Genomic DNA, 18,969 nt, shown 5'->3' with positions numbered 1-18,969 from the left:
TCGAACGGAAACGCCAGGTCACCAGTAGGCGACCAAATGAGAGTCCGCTCTAACCGGCCCAAACCGTCACGACCCCCGGCACCCGGCCCCGCACGCGCACAAGGTGGCCAGTTCAGGGCGGAAGGTCAGCAGCTCACGTCGCGGGAGGAGGCGAGCAGCGTCTGGTCCAGCGACGGCCCGGTGGGGCCGGTGGACTGCTCGCCTCCGCCGCTCTGGTGCTGCCGTGACCACTCGTTGAGCTGGTCCAGGATCTCCCGCGCTTCGGCCTTCGGCTGGAAGTCGCGGAAGCTGCTGCCGATGGCCAGGTCGACCGTCGCGTCCTGCCGGTTGTCCTTGACCAGTTCCATGCACGGCGCCAGCAGGCTGAGCGTGCGCGCGGCCGTCGTGCCGTTCTCGCCGAACCGGATCTGGCCGCGGCAGGTCGCCTCCCGGCTCTCCGGGTACGCGGGGTCGTTCTGCGGATCCGCGGTCTGCGAGAAGCCGAGGGCCTTCAGCGTCGCCGTGGTGATCCCGGCCTGGCCGCGGGTGCCGCCGGCGTTGAGGACCTTCACCGCCACCTTGTCCGGCGGGATGGGCAACGTGCCGTCGAGGGCTTCGTGGTCGAGCGAGGTGTAGACGGCGCCCGGCGGTGGTGCGGCGGCCGGTGAGCACCGGATCGCGTCGTTGATGTCGCTGCGGTTGAGGATCGCGTACCCCCAGACGCAGAGCGCGCCGAACCCGAGGACACCGATCACGATCAACGCGGGGAGCGGGTTGTGCTTGCGATACGGGCGTGATCCGCGGTCGCGAAAGCCCATCCCCGACGTCACCTGCCCCGCCCCTTCCGGCTCTCGGACCCGCTTATCACGTCTTCGCTGTTGATCAGCCTAAGCGTTACAGAGCTGCAACGCCGGTGTCGCCGCACCCCGGGCCCGAGCGCATCGTACCGGGCGTCCGACGGTGAGCATGCCATTACCTAACGTAGTTCCAGGCGCACCACGCCGAACCCGTGCTTCGTGACGCGCCGTGCCCGCCCGCCGCCGCGCCGATGATCCACAACCCGAACGGACCATGGGGTAACGAGTGCGTGTTACCCCTGATGGGTGACGTATTGCACGGCTTGAGTAACACGTTGCGGGCTTGGGTAGCCGGTGAGCTACCCTCTGCGGGCTCCGGCGGCAGAACAGCGGCAGAACAGCTAATGAAGAAACGAGACCTGCCTCACTGCGGCGCCGGGCACAAACAGGGGCGCTGGAACGTTGACCAGCGGCACGAAGGACACGCGAAGCGATTCGCGGGTCCGGAGCCTGACATCAAAGCTGATCGCAGGGGTGAGGGACAGATATGGCTACCGACTATGACGCTCCGCGCCGTAGCGAAGCCGACGAGCTGGCCGAAGACTCGTTGGAAGAGCTGAAGGCGCGGCGCAATGAGAACCAGTCCGGCGTCGTGGACGTCGACGAGGACGCGACCGCGGAGAACTTCGAACTCCCCGGGGCCGATCTGTCCGGGCTTTCCGGTGAAGACCTGACCGTCAAGGTGGTGCCCAAGCAGGCGGACGAGTTCACGTGCTCGGTCTGCTTTCTGGTGCACCACCGGAGCCGGCTGGCCGAGGAGAGTGGCGGACGGATGGTTTGCCGCGACTGCGCGTGACAGTGCGGGTTGTGCGTTAGCGGCGGAAGTTCGCGTCGAGGGGTGGCTCGAGCCGGGGGGCTCGGCCACCCCTTTGTCTTGTCGTGCCTTCAGTCCGCCGGCCGGTCGCGCAGCACGGCGGCCAGGGCCTCGGGCTTGCGCGTGCTGAACACCCAGTACGGCGTCGGATCGTCGGGATCGGTGAGCCGCACCCGCAGGGCCGGGCCGACCCAGCCGCGGTGCAGGACGAACGCCGCCGGATCGAGTTCGGGGCCGAGCGCCTTGCGCTTGTGCTGCCGGTCGATGACCTCGACCTCGCCGACGAACCGCAGCGGCAGGTGGGCGTCGCCGACCCACAGCTCGCCGTCGGCGACCCGGACCTTCGCGCGGCCCATGCCGAGCAGGAGCGCGACCATCAGCGGCAGCAGGATCACGTACGGCAGCCAGGCCCGGACGCCGGGATAACCGAGGTGGATCTCCGCCGCGAGCAGGCCGGCGCCGATCAGCGGCAGGGGCCAGCCCCACCACGGCACGTAGAGCCGCTCGGAATGCCGGATCGTCGCCGTCCCCTTGGTAGGGGCCGTACCTGCGCTCTTGCTCACGCCCTAAGGGTAGTCTCGCCGCCCGTGTCCACCGTTCAGGTCCTGCTTTCCCGGCTCGATCCGGAAGTGCCCATTCCCGGCTACGCGCGCCCCGGCGACGCGGGCGCGGATCTCGTGACCACGTCGGACGTGGTCCTCGAACCAGGCGACCGCGTCGTCGTCGGCACCGGGGTGGCGATCGCGCTGCCCGACGGGTATGCCGGTTTCGTGCACCCGAGGTCCGGACTCGCGGCCAGGGCCGGGCTTTCCGTGGTCAACACACCCGGCACGATCGACGCGGGTTACCGGGGTGAGATCCGGATATGCCTGATCAACCACGATCCGCGCGAGCCGATCGTGCTGGCGCGCGGCGACCGGATCGCGCAGCTGGTGATCCAGCGGGTGGAACGGGCGGAGTTCGTCGAGGTCGACGAGCTCGACGCCACCGAGCGCGGCGACGGCGGCTACGGATCCACGGGTGGACATGCCAAGCTCGCATCGGGTGGGGAAGGAACGGAGAGGTAGTGGGGATTTTCGGACGCAAGCGGCGGCCGGCGAAGAACGAGCGGAGAGGCAGGCACGCCGCGCCCGAGCCCGACGAGATCGAGGACGACCTCGACGAGGAGCCGGAGCCCGAGGAACTGGCCGCGACCGACGGCCCGTTCGACCTCGCGGACGCTCCCGAGGACGACGGCGTGCCGCGCATCGACCTCGGTTCGGTCCGCGTGCCGGTGCCCGACGGTTCGCAGGTCCAGGTCGAGATGGACCAGGCCACCGGCGGGGTGCGCGCGGTGCACGTGGTGACCCCGCAGGGGCAGGCGACGGTCAGCGCCTACGCCGCGCCGCGGTCCGGCGGGCTGTGGAAGGAAGTGGCCGACGAGCTGACCCAGCAGCTCAAGGCGGACGGCGCGAAGGTCACCGCCGGCCGTGGCGAATGGGGGCTGGAGCTGTCCGCGATCGTGGGCGAGGTCGCGCTGCGGTTCGTGGGCGTGGACGGCCCGCGGTGGATGCTGCGCGGGGTCATCGCCGGGCCGCAGTCGCAGGCGTCCCAGGCGCCGGCGGTGCTGCGGGACATCGTGCGCGACACGATCGTGGTCCGCGGTGAGGGCCCGATGCCGGTGCGCACCCCGCTGACGATCACGCTGCCGGAGGCCGTCGCCCAGCACATCGCCGAACAGCAGCAAGCCCAGCAGGGCTGATCCGGGGGCGGGGAACCGTCCGGTGACCGGCAACGGATCGGCGCCTGCACGCACCGATAGCCGCATTCATTCGCGCCCTCCCGGCCCGAGACCAGCATGCCCAGCCCCGGCACCTGGCCACCTCGGGGCCTATCGACAGGGCTAGTGGTCGGCAAAGGCAACCTACGGGGGTCCAGGGGGCTTGCCCCCTGGCTGGGTCTGGGGTTTGACCCCAGAAGACTTCAGCCAGGCCGCCAGGGTCGCTCGACCGAGTGATTCCCGATCGGCGCCCAGCGCGGTGAGGGTGGTCTCGCCGACCTCGGCACGGGGGAGGGCGGCGGCCCAGGCCCGCGCCACCGGGGCCGGGTGCACCGGATCGTCCACGCAGGTCGCGACGCCCGCGGGCACCGGCAGGCCGCGCAACTCGTCCAGCGTCGGCGCCGGATGGGCGGCCGCGACCTCCAGGCCGGCCGGTAGCTCCTCGCCGTGCCGCCGCCACGCCCGGTCGAGTTCGGCCCCCAGCCAGGGCGCCACCCCGGCCGTGGTGAGCGCCAGCGCGGCGTCCAGGCCCTCCCGGCGCACCAGGTCGGCGGAGGCCTTCGCGGCCAGCGACGCGGGCGCGTCCCCGGGTTCGCCGTTCCACGCGGGCAGCGCGACCAGCAGCCCCGCGGCCCGCTCCGGGTTGCGCACCGCCCACTCCGCGGCCAGATGCGCGCCGAAGGAAACGCCCCCGACCAGGAGCGAACCCCGTTCGTCGGCCAGGGCGTCCAGCACGGCCAGGTAGCCCTTCGCGAGCCGGTCGCCCGGGGGCGGCGGGGGTGCGACCAGCTCGATCCCGAGCGCGGCCAGCGGACCTGCGAAAACGGCGCGCACGAAGACCTCGTCCGAGCCCGTTCCGGGCAGCAGAACGGCGCTGGACGCCGGCTTGGCGGAGGTCACGTCTCGATCTTCTCGCAAACCGGATTTCCTTGCCCTCGAAGGGTTACGCTGGACAGCGCACGGGCCGTGAAGTCGGGGGCCCCGAAGCACAGGAGCACCGCCTATGCCCGCCAAAGACGGCGGCTACTTCAGCCGGTTGGTTCGCAAGCTGACCACCGACGTCGACGAACTCGACGCCGACGATCTGTCCGAAAAATCCGAGGCCGGTGGCGCGCAGCGTGCCTGCGACTGCCGATCCGGCCAGGAAGTGACCGTCCTCGGGCGGCTGCGCAGCGTCGAGCTGTGCCCGACCAGTGAAGCCGCGACCCTGCAGGCCGAGCTGTTCGACGGGACGGAAGGCGTGACGCTAGTCTGGCTCGGCAGACGCCGGATTCCGGGCATCGAGCCCGGGCGAACCATCAAGGCTCGTGGCCGGATGGCCGAACGCGATGGTCAGAAGGTGCTGTACAACCCGTACTACGAGCTGCAGACGACCTCCTGAGTGGTAACCACGTGAGCGAACCCGCCCGTACAGGCGAAGAGACCGACAACCGCCCCGCCGAGCCGGAGCGCGACGAAGCGGAGGCGGCGGGCGAGGCGAAGCCGGACGAGAAGCCCGAGCCCACGCTGCTCGAGCAGATGGGCGGCGTATCCGGCCTGATCTACTCGTCCGTGCCGGTCGTGGTGTTCGTGCTGGCCAACGCGTTCTTCGGGCTCCAGGTGGGCATCTGGAGCGCGGTGGGCAGCGCGATCGCGATCACCGTGCTGCGGGTGGTGCGCAAGGAGCCGCTGCAGCCGGCCATCTCCGGGTTCTTCGGCGTCGCGATCGCGGCGTTCATCGCGTACCGCACCGGATCGGCCAAGGGCTTCTTCCTGTTCGGCATCTGGGCGAGCCTGGTCTACTGCGGCATCTTCGTGGTGTCGGTGCTGGTGCGCTGGCCGTTGGCCGGGGTGATCTGGAACTTCCTCAACGGCACGGGCACCGCCTGGCACAAGGACAAGCAGTCCCGCTTCGGCTACGACATCGCCACGCTGGCGATGGCCGCGGTGTTCGCCGCCCGGTTCGTGGTGCAGCGCTGGCTGTACAACGAGGACTACACCGGCTGGCTGGCCTTCGCCAAGATCGCCATGGGCTACCCGCTGTACGGGCTGGCGCTGCTGGTGGTCGTCTGGGCCGTCCGGCGCTCGGACAAGCGGCTCAAGGCGCTCGCGGAGGCCCGCGAGACCGAGGAGGCCGACATCGAGGCCCAGCTCCGCGTCAAGTACGGCCGCCCGCCCGCACAGGAGGCGTGACCCCGGCGGCTCAGTAGCCCAGGGCGGTCCGGATCTCGGGTTCCACCTCCGCGTTGGCGACGAAGAGCAACTCGTCGCCCGGTTCGAGCGGATCGTCGGGCTGCGGCACGATCACCCGCTCGCCGCGCAGGATGGTCACCAGGGCGGCGTCCCGGGGCAGCGCGATCTCCCGCACCGGTTTGCCCGCCAGCGGGGTCTCCGCGGGCAGGGTCAGCTCGACCAGGTTCGCCTGCCCCTGGCGGAACGTCATCAGCCGCACCAGGTCGCCGACGCTCACCGCCTCCTCGACCATCGCGGCGAGCATGCGCGGCGTGGACACCGCCACGTCGACGCCCCACGCGTCGGTGAACAGCCACTCGTTGGCCGGGTTGTTCACCCGCGCCACCACCCGGCGCACCGCGAACTCGGTCTTGGCGAGCAGCGAGACCACCAGGTTGACCTTGTCGTCCCCGGTCGCCGCGATCACCACGTCGCACAGCTCGATCCCGGACTCCTCGAGCGTGGACACCTCGCACGCGTCGCCGAGCACCCAGTCGGCCTGTTCGACGGTGTGCGGTTCGAACTGCTCGGACTCCCGCTCGATGAGCATCACCTGGTGGCGCCCCTCGATGAGTTCGGTGGCGATCGAACGTCCCACGGCGCCGGCGCCGGCAATGGCGACCCGCATCAGCTCTCCTCCTCCGGGGCCTGCGCGGCGATGGTGCTGACCTCGCTGACCGTCCCCGAATGCGCGGCGAAGTAGACGGCGTCGTCGGCCTGCAGCACGGTCTTGGTCTCCGGCAGCACCCCGGTGCCGAACCGCATGATGAACGCTACCCGCGCGCCGGTGGCCTCCTGGATCTCCCGCACGCTGCGCCCGATCCAGCCCTCGTGCAGCGGCAGCTGCACCAGGGCCATCGTCCCGGACGGGTCCCGCCAGGCCGCGGCCGTCCCGTCGGGCAGCAGGGTGCGCAGGAACCGGTCGGTGGTCCACGGCACGGTGGCCACCGTCGGGATGCCCAGCCGCTCGTAGACCGCGGCCCGCTTGTGGTCGTAGATCCGGGCGACGACGTGCTCGACGCCGAAGGTCTCCCGGGCCACCCGGGCCGAGATGATGTTCGAGTTGTCGCCGCTGGACACCGCGGCGAACGCGCCCGCCTGCTCGATCCCGGCCTCGATGAGCACCTGGCGGTCGAAGCCGACCCCCACCACCTGCCGGCCGTGGAAGTCGCTGCCCAATCTGCGGAAGGCCTGCGGGTTCTTGTCCACGACCGCGACCTCGTGGCCGAGGCGTCCCAACGCCGCGGCAAGGGACGTGCCGACCCGGCCGCATCCCATGATCACCACGTGCACGCCGTTGCCCTCCTCCGATTGGCGTTTCGCGTGCTCACCGTCCCAGAAAGGTTCGACACGCCAGCGCAGAACCTACCCTGTTACGCACTACGACTACGCTCGCGCCGTGTCAAAGTTCTCGACCGCGCTGAAGAGGCTGGTCCTGGGCCGGCCGTTCCGCAGCGATCGGCTGGCCCATACCCTGCTGCCCAAACGTATCGCGCTGCCGGTGTTCGCGTCCGACGCCCTCTCCAGCGTCGCCTACGCGCCCGAGGAGATCTTCCTGACCCTCAGCGTGGCCGGGCTGACCGCGTTCACCATGTCCCCGTGGATCGGGCTCGCGGTGGTCGTGGTGATGCTGGCGGTGATCGCGAGCTACCGGCAGAACGTGCACGCCTACCCCAGCGGCGGGGGTGACTACGAGGTCGCCACGGTCAACCTGGGCAGACACGCGGGGCTGACCGTCGCCAGCGCGCTGCTGGTGGACTACGTGCTCACCGTCGCGGTGTCCATCTCGTCCGCCGCCGCGAACATCGGCGCGCTGGTCCCGTTCGTCGCCGAGAACAAGGTGCTGTTCTGCATCGGGGCGATCGTGCTGCTCACCGCGATGAACCTGCGCGGGCTGCGCGAGTCCGGCACCGCGTTCGCGATCCCGACCTACGCGTTCATGATCGCGATCCTCGGCATGCTGATCTGGGGGCTGATCCGGATCGGCGTCTTCGGCGAGCACGTGCGGGCCGACAGCGCCGGGCTGCAGATCACCGAAGAACCGGACCACCTCGCCGGGTTCGCCATGGTCTTCCTGGTGCTGCGCGCGTTCACCCAGGGGTGTGCCGCGCTGACCGGGGTGGAGGCGATCAGCAACGGCGTGCCCGCGTTCCGCAAGCCGAAGTCGCGCAATGCCGCCACCACGCTCCTGCTGCTGGGCCTGCTCGCGGTCACCATGTTCATGGGCATGATCGTGCTGGCTCGCGAGACCGGCGTGGTGATGGCGGAGAACCCGGCGACCCAGCTGGTCAACGCGCCGCCGGGATACGTCCAGGACACCCTCGTCGTGCAGCTTTCGCACGCGGTGTTCGACGGCTTCTCGCCCGGGTTCTACTTCGTCACCGTGGTCACCGCGCTCATCCTGGTGCTGGCCGCGAACACCGCGTTCAACGGCTTCCCGGTGCTCGGCTCGATCCTGGCGCAGGACCGGTACCTGCCCCGGCAGCTGCACACGCGGGGCGACCGGCTGGCCTTCTCCAACGGCATCCTGTTCCTCGCCGCGTTCGCCGTGGTGCTGGTGATCGCGTTCGACGCCGAGGTCACCAAGCTCATCCCGCTCTACACCGTCGGCGTGTTCGTGTCGTTCACGCTGAGCCAGACCGGGATGCTCCGGCACTGGAAGCGCAAGCTCGCCGAGGGACAGGACGTGCCCGCGCGGCGCCGGATCCGCCGGTCGCAGGCGATCAACGCGTTCGGCCTGGTGATGACCGCGACCGTGCTGGTCATCGTGCTGATCACCAAGTTCAGCAAGGGGGCCTGGATCGCGATCGCCGCGATGGTGGCGATCTTCCTGCTGATGAGCGCGATCCGGCGGCACTACGACCGGGTGGCCGAGGAGTTGCAGGAGACCAGCGAGAAACCGCCGATGCTGCCCTCGCGCAACCACGCGATCGTGCTGGTGTCCAAACTGCACCTGCCCACGCTGCGCGCGCTGGCCTACGCCAAGGCCGTCCGGCCGGACGTGCTGGAGGCGGTGACGGTCAATGTGGACGATGCCGAGACCAGGAAACTGGTGACCGAATGGGACAAGCACGACTTCAAGGTGCCGTTGAAGGTCGTCGAGTCCCCGTACCGGGAGATCACCAAGCCGGTGCTGGACTACGTGAAGCGCGTTCGCGGGGACAATCCGCGCAACGTGGTCACCGTGTTCATCCCGGAGTACGTGGTGGGCCGCTGGTGGGAGCAGTTGCTGCACAACCAGAGCGCGTTGCGGCTCAAGGGGCGCCTGCTGTTCCAGCCCGGGGTGATGGTGACCAGCGTGCCGTGGCAGCTGGCCTCCTCGGCGAAGGCGGTCAAGCGGTCGTACCAGACCCGGCCAGCCGCCGGGGACGTCCGGCGGGGCCTCTACACCGCGGCCCAGGGACAGGGAAAGCCTGCCGCGGAAAAGAAAAGCGAGCAGTGACCGAAGAGAGCTGGGCCGGCCGGTCGCTGGAACTCGAGGTCGGCGCCGTCGCGCACGGCGGCCACTGCGTGTCCAGAGTGGACGGACGGGTGGTCTTCGTGCGGCATGCGTTGCCGGGCGAGCTGGTGGTGGCCGAGGTGACCGAGGACAAGGGCGGCTCGTTCTGCCGCGCCGACGCGGTCCGCGTGCTGCGGCCCGCGCCGGAACGGGTGGAACCGCCGTGCCCGCTGGCGGCGCCGGGCGCCTGCGGCGGCTGCGACTGGCAGCACGCCACGCACGACTTCCAGCGGGAACTCAAGGCGCGGGTCGTCGCCGAGCAGTTGCGCCGCCTGGCCGGGATCGAGCGCGCGGTCGAGGTCGAGGCCCTGCCGGGCGGGCCGCTGGGCTGGCGCAGCCGGGTCCGGCTGGTCGCCGGGCGGGACGGGCGCGCGGGGCTGCGGGCGCACCGCAGCCACCGGGTGATCCCGCTCGACGACTGCCCGATCTCGGTGCCCGGCGCGCTGGACGACGCGCTGGCGCGCCGCTGGCGGCCGGGCGCGGAGGTGGAGGTCACCCGGGACGGTGACGGCCGCACGCACCTGCGCGAACTGGCCACCGTGCGGGGGCGGACCAAATCGCGGCAGCTCCGGGGCGGGGTGGCCGTGCAGCGGGCCGCCGGGCGCACCTGGCGCCTGGACGCGCACGGTTTCTGGCAGGTGCATCCGGCCGCCGCCGACGCCTTCGCCCGGGTGGTCGGCGAGTGGGCGGCGGCGCCGCGGGGCGGAACCGTCTGGGACCTCTACGCGGGTGCCGGGCTGTTCGCGGCCGTGCTGGCCGGGCAGGTCGGGGAATCCGGTCGCGTGCTGGCGGTGGAATCGGGCCGCCGGGCGGCCGCCGACGGCGAAGCCAACCTGGCCGATCTGCCCCAGGTGCGCTGGCGCACCGGCCTGGCGGAGAAGGTGCTGCGCGAGGTCGGCGAACGCCCGGACGTCGTGGTTCTCGATCCGCCCCGCAAGGGCGCGGGCCGGGCGGTCGTCGAGGCGATCGCGCACGGCTCGCCGGAGCGGGTGGTCTACGTGGCCTGCGATCCGGCCGCCCTGGCGCGGGATGTGGCGACCTTCGCCGAGCACGGCTACCGGCTGGCGGAGCTGCGCGCCTTCGACGCGTTCCCGATGACCCACCACGTCGAATGCGTGGCCCTGCTGACCCGGGGCTGAGGCTCAGCGCAGCCCCTGCCCGCGGCCGGGCCCGGCATCGGGACCGTCGCGCTGTGGCTGGCTTCCTACGGCGGCCGGGTGAACGCGGTGGCGCCGTCCGCGACCGCCTTGCCGCAACGCGACTCGATCCTCAAGGCGATCTACGCCACGAGCTGGACCGCTTCGGCCGACGACGCGGCGAACATCGAGTGGGCCCGCCGGTTCTACCAGGCGGTGTACGCCGATACCGGCGGGGTGCCGGTGCCGGGCGAAGTCAGCGACGGCTCGTACATCAACTCTCCGGACGTCGACCTCGCCGATCCCGCGTGGAACACCTCCGGCGTCCCGTGGCACGCGTTGTCCGTCCGCGCCGCGGAGTGATCGCGCCGGAACCGTCGACCGCCGCCGACCGCCTCGGCCACCACTCGGTGAACCCCGTAGTTCCCTCGCCAGCGGCTCGCGCCGTGCTTGTTGGTGCCCGGATGTGAGAACTCGCCTACCGAAATGGGGAACTCGGTGTGCCGAAACGGGGAACTCGCACGTCCGGAACGGGGGACTCGCGGCGGTGGGGAGAGGGCTAGGCGTCGGATTTGAGGAGGTCGGCGCACTTTTCGCCGATGGCCATGGTGGTGATGCACGGGTTCACCGCCACCAGGAACGGCATCGCCGAACCGTCGGCCACCCGCAGGCCGTCGACGCCGCGCACGCGCAGCCGGGCGTCGAGCACCGCGTACGGGTCGTTGTCGCCGCCCATTTTCGCGGTGCACGAGGGGTGGTACACGGTGTTGTGCGTCTTGCGCAGGTAGTCGGCGATCTCGTCGTCGGTCTTCGCCTCGGCGCCCGGGGCCAGCTCGGCGCCCGCCCATTCGGCCATGGCGGGCTGGGCGACGATCTCGCGCGCCAGCTTGATGCCGTAGGTCATCACGCGCATGTCGTGCGGATCGGTGAAGTAGCGCGGGTCGACGCGGGGCTTGTCGCGGAAGTCCCGGGTGCGCAGGCGCACGGTTCCGGTCGACCGGCTGCGGGTGACGTTCGGGGTGAGGCAGAAGCCGTTCTCCGTGGTCGGGTAGCCGTGCCGCAGCGTGTTCAGGTCGAAGGGGACCGAACCGTAGTGGAACATCAGGTCCGGGCGGTCGAGGCCCTCTTCGGTGGTGGTGAAGATGCCGATTTCCCACCATTGGGTGGAATCGGTGACCATCGGCCGCAGGGCGTCCCACTGGATCAGGCCCTCGGGGTGGTCCTGGAGGTTCTCGCCGACGCCGGGGGAGTCGACCAGCACGTCGATGCCGAACTCGCGCAGGTGCTCGGCGGGGCCGATCCCGGACAGCATGAGCAGTTTCGGGGTGTCGATCGCTCCGGAGGAGACGATGACCTCGCGGCGAGCCCGGATTTCCTTGCTGTGCAACAGGTCCGGCGCGAGGTACTCGACGCCGGTGCAGCGCTTGCCGTCGAAGGTCAGGCGTTTCGCACGGGCTCCGGTTCGGACGTCCAAATTGGATCGTTTGCCGAGGATCGGGTGCAGGTAGGACACCGAGGCCGAGGAGCGCACGCCGTCCTCGCGGGCGTTGATCTGGAACCAGTTCGCGCCGTGCGTCACGGTCTTGCCGGAGTTGAACGTCGTCCGCGGGATCCCGGCCTGTTCGCAGGCGTCCAGCAGCGCCACCCCGGCCGGGTCGCGCGGCGGGACCGAGCGGATGGTCACCGGGCCGGACCGGCCGTGGTGGTCGCCGGGACCGTCGTTGGTCTCCAGGCGTTGGTACAGCGGGAAGATGTCGGCGCTCGCCCAGCCGGGCAGGCCGAGGGAGGCCCATTCGTCGAGGTCCTCGGCGGGCGCCCAGAAGGCGATGCACGAGTTGTGCGAGGAACAGCCGCCGAGCACCTTCGCGCGGGCGTGCCGCAGGAACGAATTACCCGAAGACTGCGGCTCCACCAGGTAGTCCCAGTCGTAACCGGACTCCAGCAACGCCATCCACCGGTTCAGCTCGAGGATGGCGGGGTCGTCCACATCGGACGGACCGGCTTCCAGGAGGCAGACCGTCACGTTCTCGTCCTCGGACAACCGGGCCGCCACCACCGAACCCGCGGTGCCGCCACCGACGACGACGTAATCGAACTCCTCGCTCAAGGTGTTGCCTCCTTCGCGGCGGGAGCGGGCTGTGCCGCGTGCTCGGCGAGCACTCCCACCTTGTGTCGTTGCACGAACCAGTAGTACGCGAACCCGCCGATCGCGAAGACCGCCACGAACAGGACCGAACTCCACTGCAGGTACCAGTGGAAGGGCTCGGTGGCGTTGTAGATCTCCTTGCGCGGCCAGGCCAGGTTCACGGTCATGCCGATGCCCCAGAGCACCGCCAGGATGTTCACCGGCAGGCCCCAGCGGCCCAGCGAGAACCGGCCCTTCGGCGCGCCGGGCAGCGGCCACCGCCCGCGCAACCGCTTGACCAGCATGGGCACCGTGACCAGCAGGTACGCCAGGTAGATCAGGATGATCGCCAGGCTGGTCACCGCGGAGAAGATCTGCGGGGAGTTGATGTTCACCACCAGCAGGGCCACCGCGATCACCCCGATGATGATCGCGGGCAGCACCGGCGTGCCGGTCTTGGGGCTCACCTTCGCCAGCTTCGAACCGGCGGGCAGCGCGTTGTCCCGGGCCATCGCGAACGCGATCCGGATCGCCGCGGTGTGCACCGCGAGCACGCAGACGGTGATCGCGATGAACACCACGAACAGGAACACGCGCCCGATCGCCGGGCCGAGCGCGTCGGTCAGCACGTACTGCAGCCCGACCGTGCTCAGTTCGGGAGCGTTGATGTCGCCCACGGCCATCAGCGCGAACAGGATGATCAGCCCGCCCAGCACGAACGACGCGACGAGCGCGCGCAGGATCGCCTTGGGGGCGTTGCGGTGCGGGTCGACCGACTCCTCGCCGAGCGAGGCGGCGGTGTCGAACCCGTACATCACGTACGACGAGGCGATCGCGGCGATCAGGAACGCGCCGAGGTAGCCCGCGGAGTGGTCCGCGCCGGTGCCGTTGGTCTCGGTGACCACCTCCGGCCCCCGGGTGAAGTGGAAGGCCAGGAAGATGATCAGCAGCACCGCGAACAGCAGTTCGACGAACACGCCGGTGCTGTTGATCCGGGCCATCAGCTTGACCCCGAAGGCGTTCACCAGCGTGGTGAAGATGATCAGCAGGGTGGCCAGCAGCACGGCGTTGGTGGCGTCGTCGTAGGTGCCCTTGCCGTCCCCGACGAACTGGAAGAAGCCGGAGATCTGCGGCAGCGTCCGCTGATAGGCCAGCGCGGTCGCCGAGATCGACACGATCGAGGCCAGCAGCATCATCCAGCCCGCGAGCCAGGCGACGTGCGGATTGCTGAGCTTCTTTGCCCAGTTGTACACGGATCCGGCGACCGGGTAGTGCGCGGCCAGCTCGGCGAAGCTGAGCGCGACCATCAGCTGGCCGAGGAAGACCAGCGGCCACGACCACCAGTAGGCGGGCCCGCCCTCGGACAGGCCCAGATAGGACAGCTGGAACACCCCGGTGAGCACGGAGATGTAGCTGATCCCCGCGGCGAAGGTGTGGAAACTGCCCAGGGTCCGCTTGAGCTGGTTGGTATAACCGAATTCGCTGAGTTCTTTGTCGCCCGTCTCCGTTGCGGTCACAGGGTTTCCTCTCGGTGGGGACGGATTACTTGGCGGCGCCGGGGAACCAGTACTGCGGGCCGGGGCGCAGGTTCTGGTAGATGTGCTTGGCCTCCTGGTATTCCGCGAGCCCGGTCGGGCCCAGCTCCCGGCCGAAGCCGGACTGCTTGAAACCGCCCCATTCCGCCTGCGGCAGGTACGGGTGGAAGTCGTTGATCCACACCGTGCCGTGGCGCAGCCGGTTCGCGACCCGTTGCGCGCGCGAAGCGTCCGAAGTGAACACGGCCCCGGCCAGGCCGTAGTGCGTGTCGTTGGCGATCTCGACGGCCTCGTCCTCGTCGGTGAACGTCTCCACGGTCAGCACCGGCCCGAAGGACTCCTCGGTCACCGCGGTGCCGCCCCGCTTGACCCCGTCCAGCACGGTCGGCAGGTAGTAGAACCCGTCGGCCAGAGCCGGGTCGTCCGGCCGCTTGCCACCGGTCCGCAGGATCGCGCCCTCCTCGAGCGCGGCGGCGACGTAGCGTTCGACCTTCTCCCGGTGCCCGGCGGAGATCAGCGGCCCGGTCTCGGCGTCCGGATCGAACGGGCCACCCAGGCGGATCAGCTCGGCGCGGCGCACCACCTCGCCGACGAACTCGCCGTGCAGTTCTTTTTGGACGATCAGCCGGGCACCCGCGGAGCAAACCTGGCCGGAGTGCAGGAAGATCGCGGTGAGCGCGTAGTCGACCGCGGTCTCGAAATCGGCGTCGGCGAACACCACGTTCGGGTTCTTGCCGCCGAGTTCCAGGGCGACCTTCTTCACCGTCGCCGCCGCGGCCGCCGCGATGACCCGGCCGGTGGCCAGGCCGCCGGTGAACGACACCAGATCCACGTCCGGGTGCTCGGACAGCGGGGCGCCCGCCTCCGGTCCGGCGCCGAGCACCAGGTTCGCCACCCCGGCCGGGACGCCCGCCTCGGTGAGCGCGCGCATCAGCAGGATCGAGGTGTGCGGGGTCAGCTCACTCGGCTTCAGCACGAACGTGTTGCCGGCGGCCAGCGCGGGCGCGACCTTCCACGCGGTCTGCAGCAGCGGGTAGTTCCACGGCGTGATCAGCCCGCACACGCCGACCGGTTCGTGGACGATCCGGCTGAACGCGTCCGGGTTGCCGGTGTCGACCACCCGGCCCGCGTCCTGCCCGGCGAGCTTGCCGAAGTACCGGAAGCACGCGGCGATGTCGTCCAGGTCGTATTCGCTCTCCACCAGGCGCTTGCCGGTGTCCAGCGATTCGGCGCGGGCGAAGGTGGCCTTGTCCCGCTCCAGCAGTCCGGCCACGCGCAGCAGGAGGTCGCCCCGCTGACCGGCCGGGGTCGACGGCCACTCCCCGGAATCGAAGGCGCGGCGGGCGGCGGCGATGGCGGCCTCGGTGTCCTCCCGGCCGCCCTCGGCCACCTCCGCGACCAACGAGCCGTCCGCCGGACAGCGGATCTCCCGCGTCCGTCCGGACCGCGATCCGACCCACTCGCCACCGATGAAGAACTCCGCCATCAACCCACTCCACAAGTTTCGTATCCGCTCGAGCCGCTCGAGCATACGAAACCCTACGCGGGTTGACGATTGGCGCTACTCGGGTAGTAGTCCCTCGCGTGTCCTTTGTGGTCGAACGCTGCGGCGATCTTCATCCCTGTTTTCTCGATCACCCGATAGCTGAGCAGGGCGAGCGGGATCGCCACGGTGAGCAACGCCACCGCGGTGACGCCGAAGGCCAGCGGGGTTCCCCGGCCGGGCAGCAGCCCGCTGGCGAGCAGCACCCGCAACACCGGTTCGTGCCAGAGGTACAGGCTGTAGCTGGCGAGTCCGATCGCGACCAACGGCTTCCAGCTCAGGAACCGCGGCGCGGGCACGGTGATCAGCGTCGTGCTCGCGATCACCAGGGCGCAGCCGACCGCGACGATGGTGTGCACGAACGGGTCCGGCTGGTCCCCGCCGGGTTTGGTGGCATGGGCCACCACGATCACCCCGGCGCCGGTCAGCGCCGAGGCGATCCGCATCCACCGGGTGGTCAGGCGCACCCCGGTCGCGGCCACGATCGCCATCACCAGCCCGATCGCGAACAGGTCCAGTTTGGCCAGTGGTCCGAACCACGTCGCCCAGGAATCCTTGGGCATGTGCCAGACGTAGATCGCGAGCAGTTTGTAGGTGACGCTGATCGCGATCAGCGTGCCGGTCCCGCCGAACAGCACCGCCAGCTTCGCCCCGCGGCTGGACAGGCGGCGGCAGACGCGATACGCGAGCGCGCCGAGCACCGCCAGCAGCAGGTAGAAGTGCATCTCGTCACCCAGGGACCACGCGGGCCCGTCGGTCCAGAAGATGTACTCGTCGCTGTAGACGTGGGTGAACGTCAAGTGCAGCACCAGATCCTGCCAGTGCCCGGGCAGCTCCGGATTGGTCACCGCCCAGACCACGAGCACCACCAGGAAGTAGGCGGGCACCAGCCGGGCCACGCGTTTGATCAGGAAGACCCGGCCGGACCGGGGCGGGGCGTCCCCGAGCGCCGCCTTGGCGACCGGCAGGCCGAGCAGCAGGCCGGACAGCACGAAGAACATGGCGACGAACATGTCGGTCGCCATCAGCAGCTCGTGCCAGACCGTGCCCTCCAGCGGCCAGTGCCGCCCGCGGTTGGACTGGTAGGCGTGGAAGGTCGCCACCGCCATCGCGGCGAGCGCCCGGTAGACGTCGAGCTGGAACCGTTCCTTCGGCGCCCCGGTGGCCAGGCTGTCCGGTTCGACACCGCGCTTCACGCGCCGACCTCTTTGTTCCCGGCGGCCTCCCGCGGGGTGATCGCCCATTTGCGTTCCCCGCAGAGTTCCTTGATCTGGGCCACGCGGGCGATGTGGTTCTTGAACTCGGTGTAGAACACCGTCGAGACGACCAGGTAGCTCCAGAACCACTTCGGGTGCGCGCGCACGTCGGGCGCGGCGAGCCGCCAGGCGAACAGCACCTGGCTCGGGCCGGAGGAGAGCGTGTAGAGCGTGCACAGCACGAACGTGGGCACCAGCCAGTCCAGGTGGAAGACGCCGCCGTCGCGCCAGGCGATGAACGCGATCACCGGGATCATCTGGATCGCCAGCCACGGGTAGATCTCCCGCCACCCGAGCAGGAAGGTCAGCCCGAGCTTGTTGCGCAGGGTCAGTTCCTTCGAGCGCAGCGAGGTGAACAGGTGCCGCCGCGAGACCTGGAACCAGCCCTGGGCCCAGCGCAGGCGTTGCTTCCACAGCGCGGAGATCGTCGCCGGGGCCAGTTCCCGGGACAGCAGCGCGGGATCGTTGACCACGGTCCGGCCGGACAGCAGCACGCGGATCGAGGAGTCGATGTCCTCGGTGAGCATCTCGCCGTGCATCCGGGTCTCGTGCAGCACCTGGGTGCGCCAGAAACCGTTGGAGCCACCGAAAAGCCCGAAGCCGTGCAGTTTCGCGCGCCCGGGGTGGTTCACCGCGTAGATCGACTCGAACTCCACCGCGACCATGCGCGCGACCCAGGAGGCGCCGCCGTTGCGGATCAGGCAGTGCCCCTGGACCACGTCGGCGCCGTGGGACAGCCAGCGCCAGGCCCGGCTGAACGCGTCGCGGGCCGGATGGTGATCGGCGTCGAACACCCCGACGAACTCGCCGGTGACCACTTCGAGGGCGGCGTTGACGTTCTGCGCCTTGGACGTCGAATGCGCCACCTTCAGCACCACCAGCCGCGGATCGGAGACCGCGAGCGCGCGCAGTTCCCGTTCCACCGGCATCGGGTGCGGGGTGTTGTAGGCCAGGATCACCTGCAGCGGCCCGTCGTACTTCTGGTCCAGGAACGCGCGCAGGGTGTCGACGATGGTGGCCGCTTCATTGGGCAGGTACGCCGGGATGATCGCCGAGGCCGCCGGTTCCGGCGTGGCGGGCTCGGCGGGCGGGCGCTCCGGTTCCAGGGCGAACAGGTTCTCCACCCAGATGATCGCCGCGGTGGTCACCAGGGAGCCGGTGACCAGCAGGTAGGCGACCGTGCCGGGGTCGACGCCCTGGCCGTAGAGCAGCACCATGCCCAGGAACGGCGCCACGATTCCGATCAGGACGGTCGCCAGCGACTGCAGCGTGGTGCGCAGCGGACCGGTCGACCGCTTCTTCTGCGGCTTCGACTGGTCGGTCCACTTGCGCGGGATCAGATCGACCTGACCGATCGCCAGCTCGGCGGCCTCGGCCGCGCGGGCGCGCAGGATGTGCGGATCCATGCTCACCGGGCGGTCGGCGGCGTCGGCCCAGCCGATCACCGGGGTGACCTTGAGGTGTTCGTAGCCCAGGCGGACCGGGAGCCGGGCGAGCCGGGTGGACAGGCCGGCCAGGCGGCCGCGGACCTGCCACTCCGGCGCGCCGCGCAGGGTGAGGATCAGGGCGCCGTGCTCGTCGACGGTGACGCGCTCCTGATCGGACAGTTCGGTGCGCAGCAGCCAGGCGATCTGCTCGAGGACGCGGTCGAGGCCACGGCGGCCGAAGCGGGATTCGATGCGGGGCGCTTCGACGAATCTGACCACGGCGACGTTCGGCGGTCTGCGCTGGGTTCTCGGCCTGCTCAGGATCTTCAGCGTGTGCTGATGCCAGTGTTCGTTCGGTGTGTAGGGGGAAGGGACGGGACGGGCGTTCGGGATGGTCTCGCTGGCGTCGTTGCCGGCCTGATCGGGTTCCGCCTTCGGTGTGTCTACCACGGTCGGCTGGATGTATGGCACTGCTGAGTGTCACCCCCGGATGACTTCGCTATTCGGTTCGACGCACTGCGAGTGGTTATTCACCAACTTCCCCACTCGTTCGGGGGAAAGGTTACGAGCAGTCACGGACTGGCTGGCTACCCCTGAAGAAACAAGTGAGACCCAGATCACATACGAAGGTTATGACGAAGAAGTTTCGCAAAATTGAACACTATGTGTTACCTGCTGGTCACGAGTTCGGCGGGGCCGTCAGGGGCAGCCGATGCGTCCGTTCGGCCGACGCGTGGAAGATTCACCGCAGGTCGGCGAGGTCCTCGGACGGAACCGGGTGGCGCTCGTCCCCTCTCCTAGACTGGTCGGACGAGCACGCGGGAAGAT

18 protein-coding genes are annotated in these 18,969 nt (G+C 69.9%); 8 read left to right on the top strand and 10 right to left on the bottom strand.

Translation table 11 applies throughout. The features are described from left to right. Positions 1-125: 125 nt before the first annotated feature. Positions 126-809: an envelope integrity protein Cei gene (gene cei, locus FXO23_RS39240; RefSeq protein ID WP_158891937.1), complete on the bottom strand. Its 684-nt coding sequence runs from the start codon at positions 807-809 to the stop codon at positions 126-128. A gap of 514 nt (positions 810-1,323) precedes the next feature. Here cei and FXO23_RS39235 point away from each other — a divergent pair. Next, positions 1,324-1,632 (top strand): DUF4193 domain-containing protein, encoded by a 309-nt coding sequence (locus tag FXO23_RS39235; protein ID WP_158891935.1) that lies wholly within the window; start codon positions 1,324-1,326, stop codon positions 1,630-1,632. An 89-nt stretch (positions 1,633-1,721) separates the two neighbouring features. Here FXO23_RS39235 and FXO23_RS39230 read toward each other — a convergent pair whose 3' ends face one another. Continuing rightward, entirely contained in the window at positions 1,722-2,213 is a 492-nt protein-coding gene (locus FXO23_RS39230; RefSeq protein ID WP_158891933.1) for a DUF3093 domain-containing protein, read from the bottom strand. 24 nt (positions 2,214-2,237) lie between these two features. Between FXO23_RS39230 and dut the strand changes: the two genes are divergently transcribed. Next, positions 2,238-2,717 carry a dUTP diphosphatase gene (dut, locus tag FXO23_RS39225; RefSeq protein WP_158891931.1) on the top strand — a complete coding sequence of 160 codons (480 nt, stop codon included), beginning with the start codon at positions 2,238-2,240 and terminating at the stop codon, positions 2,715-2,717. Beyond that, on the top strand, positions 2,717-3,391 hold the full coding sequence (locus FXO23_RS39220; protein ID WP_158891929.1) for a DUF3710 domain-containing protein: 675 nt from the start codon (positions 2,717-2,719) through the stop codon (positions 3,389-3,391). Before dut ends, FXO23_RS39220 begins: the two co-directional genes overlap by 1 nt. Positions 3,392-3,553: 162 nt before the next feature. On the opposite strand, the gene FXO23_RS39215 is transcribed toward FXO23_RS39220, so the two are convergent. Next, positions 3,554-4,309, bottom strand: coding sequence for an alpha/beta fold hydrolase (locus tag FXO23_RS39215; RefSeq protein WP_158891927.1), 756 nt, complete (start codon positions 4,307-4,309; stop codon positions 3,554-3,556). 103 nt (positions 4,310-4,412) lie between these two features. Here FXO23_RS39215 and FXO23_RS39210 point away from each other — a divergent pair, with 103 nt between their 5' ends. Next, complete coding sequence (locus FXO23_RS39210) at positions 4,413-4,790, top strand: OB-fold nucleic acid binding domain-containing protein (RefSeq protein WP_158891925.1); 378 nt, start codon at positions 4,413-4,415, stop codon at positions 4,788-4,790. A 137-nt stretch (positions 4,791-4,927) separates the two neighbouring features. Then, positions 4,928-5,581 (top strand): DUF3159 domain-containing protein, encoded by a 654-nt coding sequence (locus FXO23_RS39205; RefSeq protein WP_158891958.1) that lies wholly within the window; start codon positions 4,928-4,930, stop codon positions 5,579-5,581. A 10-nt stretch (positions 5,582-5,591) separates the two neighbouring features. On the opposite strand, the gene FXO23_RS39200 is transcribed toward FXO23_RS39205, so the two are convergent. Together FXO23_RS39200 and FXO23_RS39195 are read right to left on the bottom strand one after the other, a co-directional pair. Continuing rightward, the gene (locus FXO23_RS39200; protein WP_158891923.1) at positions 5,592-6,248 is read right to left on the bottom strand and encodes a potassium channel family protein; all 657 of its coding nucleotides are present in this window, start codon (positions 6,246-6,248) and stop codon (positions 5,592-5,594) included. Continuing rightward, positions 6,248-6,913: a potassium channel family protein gene (locus tag FXO23_RS39195; RefSeq protein WP_158891921.1), complete on the bottom strand. Its 666-nt coding sequence runs from the start codon at positions 6,911-6,913 to the stop codon at positions 6,248-6,250. The genes FXO23_RS39200 and FXO23_RS39195 overlap by 1 nt, the downstream gene beginning before the upstream one ends. A 106-nt stretch (positions 6,914-7,019) precedes the next feature. Here FXO23_RS39195 and FXO23_RS39190 point away from each other — a divergent pair, with 106 nt between their 5' ends. The 3 genes from FXO23_RS39190 to FXO23_RS39180 all read left to right on the top strand — a co-directional run bounded on the left by FXO23_RS39190 (position 7,020) and on the right by FXO23_RS39180 (position 10,618). Then, on the top strand, positions 7,020-9,062 hold the full coding sequence (locus tag FXO23_RS39190; RefSeq protein WP_158891919.1) for an APC family permease: 2,043 nt from the start codon (positions 7,020-7,022) through the stop codon (positions 9,060-9,062). Continuing rightward, a complete protein-coding gene (locus FXO23_RS39185; RefSeq protein WP_158891917.1) occupies positions 9,059-10,258 on the top strand; it encodes a class I SAM-dependent RNA methyltransferase in 1,200 nt (399 codons plus the stop codon). Before FXO23_RS39190 ends, FXO23_RS39185 begins: the two co-directional genes overlap by 4 nt. 78 nt (positions 10,259-10,336) lie before the next feature. Further along, entirely contained in the window at positions 10,337-10,618 is a 282-nt protein-coding gene (locus FXO23_RS39180) for a hypothetical protein (protein ID WP_218952287.1), read from the top strand. 196 nt (positions 10,619-10,814) lie between these two features. Here the strand turns inward: FXO23_RS39180 and FXO23_RS39175 are convergent, their stop codons facing one another. From FXO23_RS39175 to FXO23_RS39155, 5 genes are read right to left on the bottom strand one after another with little or no spacing between them, the layout of a single operon-like run. Beyond that, positions 10,815-12,362, bottom strand: a complete 1,548-nt coding sequence (locus FXO23_RS39175) for a GMC family oxidoreductase (protein ID WP_158891915.1) — start codon at positions 12,360-12,362, stop codon at positions 10,815-10,817. Then, positions 12,359-13,897 carry an APC family permease gene (locus tag FXO23_RS39170; protein WP_158891913.1) on the bottom strand — a complete coding sequence of 513 codons (1,539 nt, stop codon included), beginning with the start codon at positions 13,895-13,897 and terminating at the stop codon, positions 12,359-12,361. The genes FXO23_RS39175 and FXO23_RS39170 overlap by 4 nt, the downstream gene beginning before the upstream one ends. A 25-nt stretch (positions 13,898-13,922) precedes the next feature. Beyond that, positions 13,923-15,401: an aldehyde dehydrogenase family protein gene (locus tag FXO23_RS39165; RefSeq protein WP_158891911.1), complete on the bottom strand. Its 1,479-nt coding sequence runs from the start codon at positions 15,399-15,401 to the stop codon at positions 13,923-13,925. 53 nt (positions 15,402-15,454) lie between these two features. Then, entirely contained in the window at positions 15,455-16,654 is a 1,200-nt protein-coding gene (locus tag FXO23_RS39160) for an acyltransferase family protein (RefSeq protein ID WP_246258287.1), read from the bottom strand. Next, on the bottom strand, positions 16,651-18,591 hold the full coding sequence (locus FXO23_RS39155) for a glycosyltransferase family 2 protein (RefSeq protein ID WP_218952286.1): 1,941 nt from the start codon (positions 18,589-18,591) through the stop codon (positions 16,651-16,653). Before FXO23_RS39155 ends, FXO23_RS39160 begins: the two co-directional genes overlap by 4 nt. Positions 18,592-18,969: the final 378 nt, after the last annotated feature.

This window comes from Amycolatopsis anabasis, assembly GCF_009765355.1.
GTDB classification, from domain to species: Bacteria; Actinomycetota; Actinomycetes; order Mycobacteriales; family Pseudonocardiaceae; genus Amycolatopsis; species Amycolatopsis anabasis.
The sequence above is the reverse complement of the archived record's forward strand: the minus strand, read 5'-3'. Positions and strand labels throughout refer to the sequence as shown.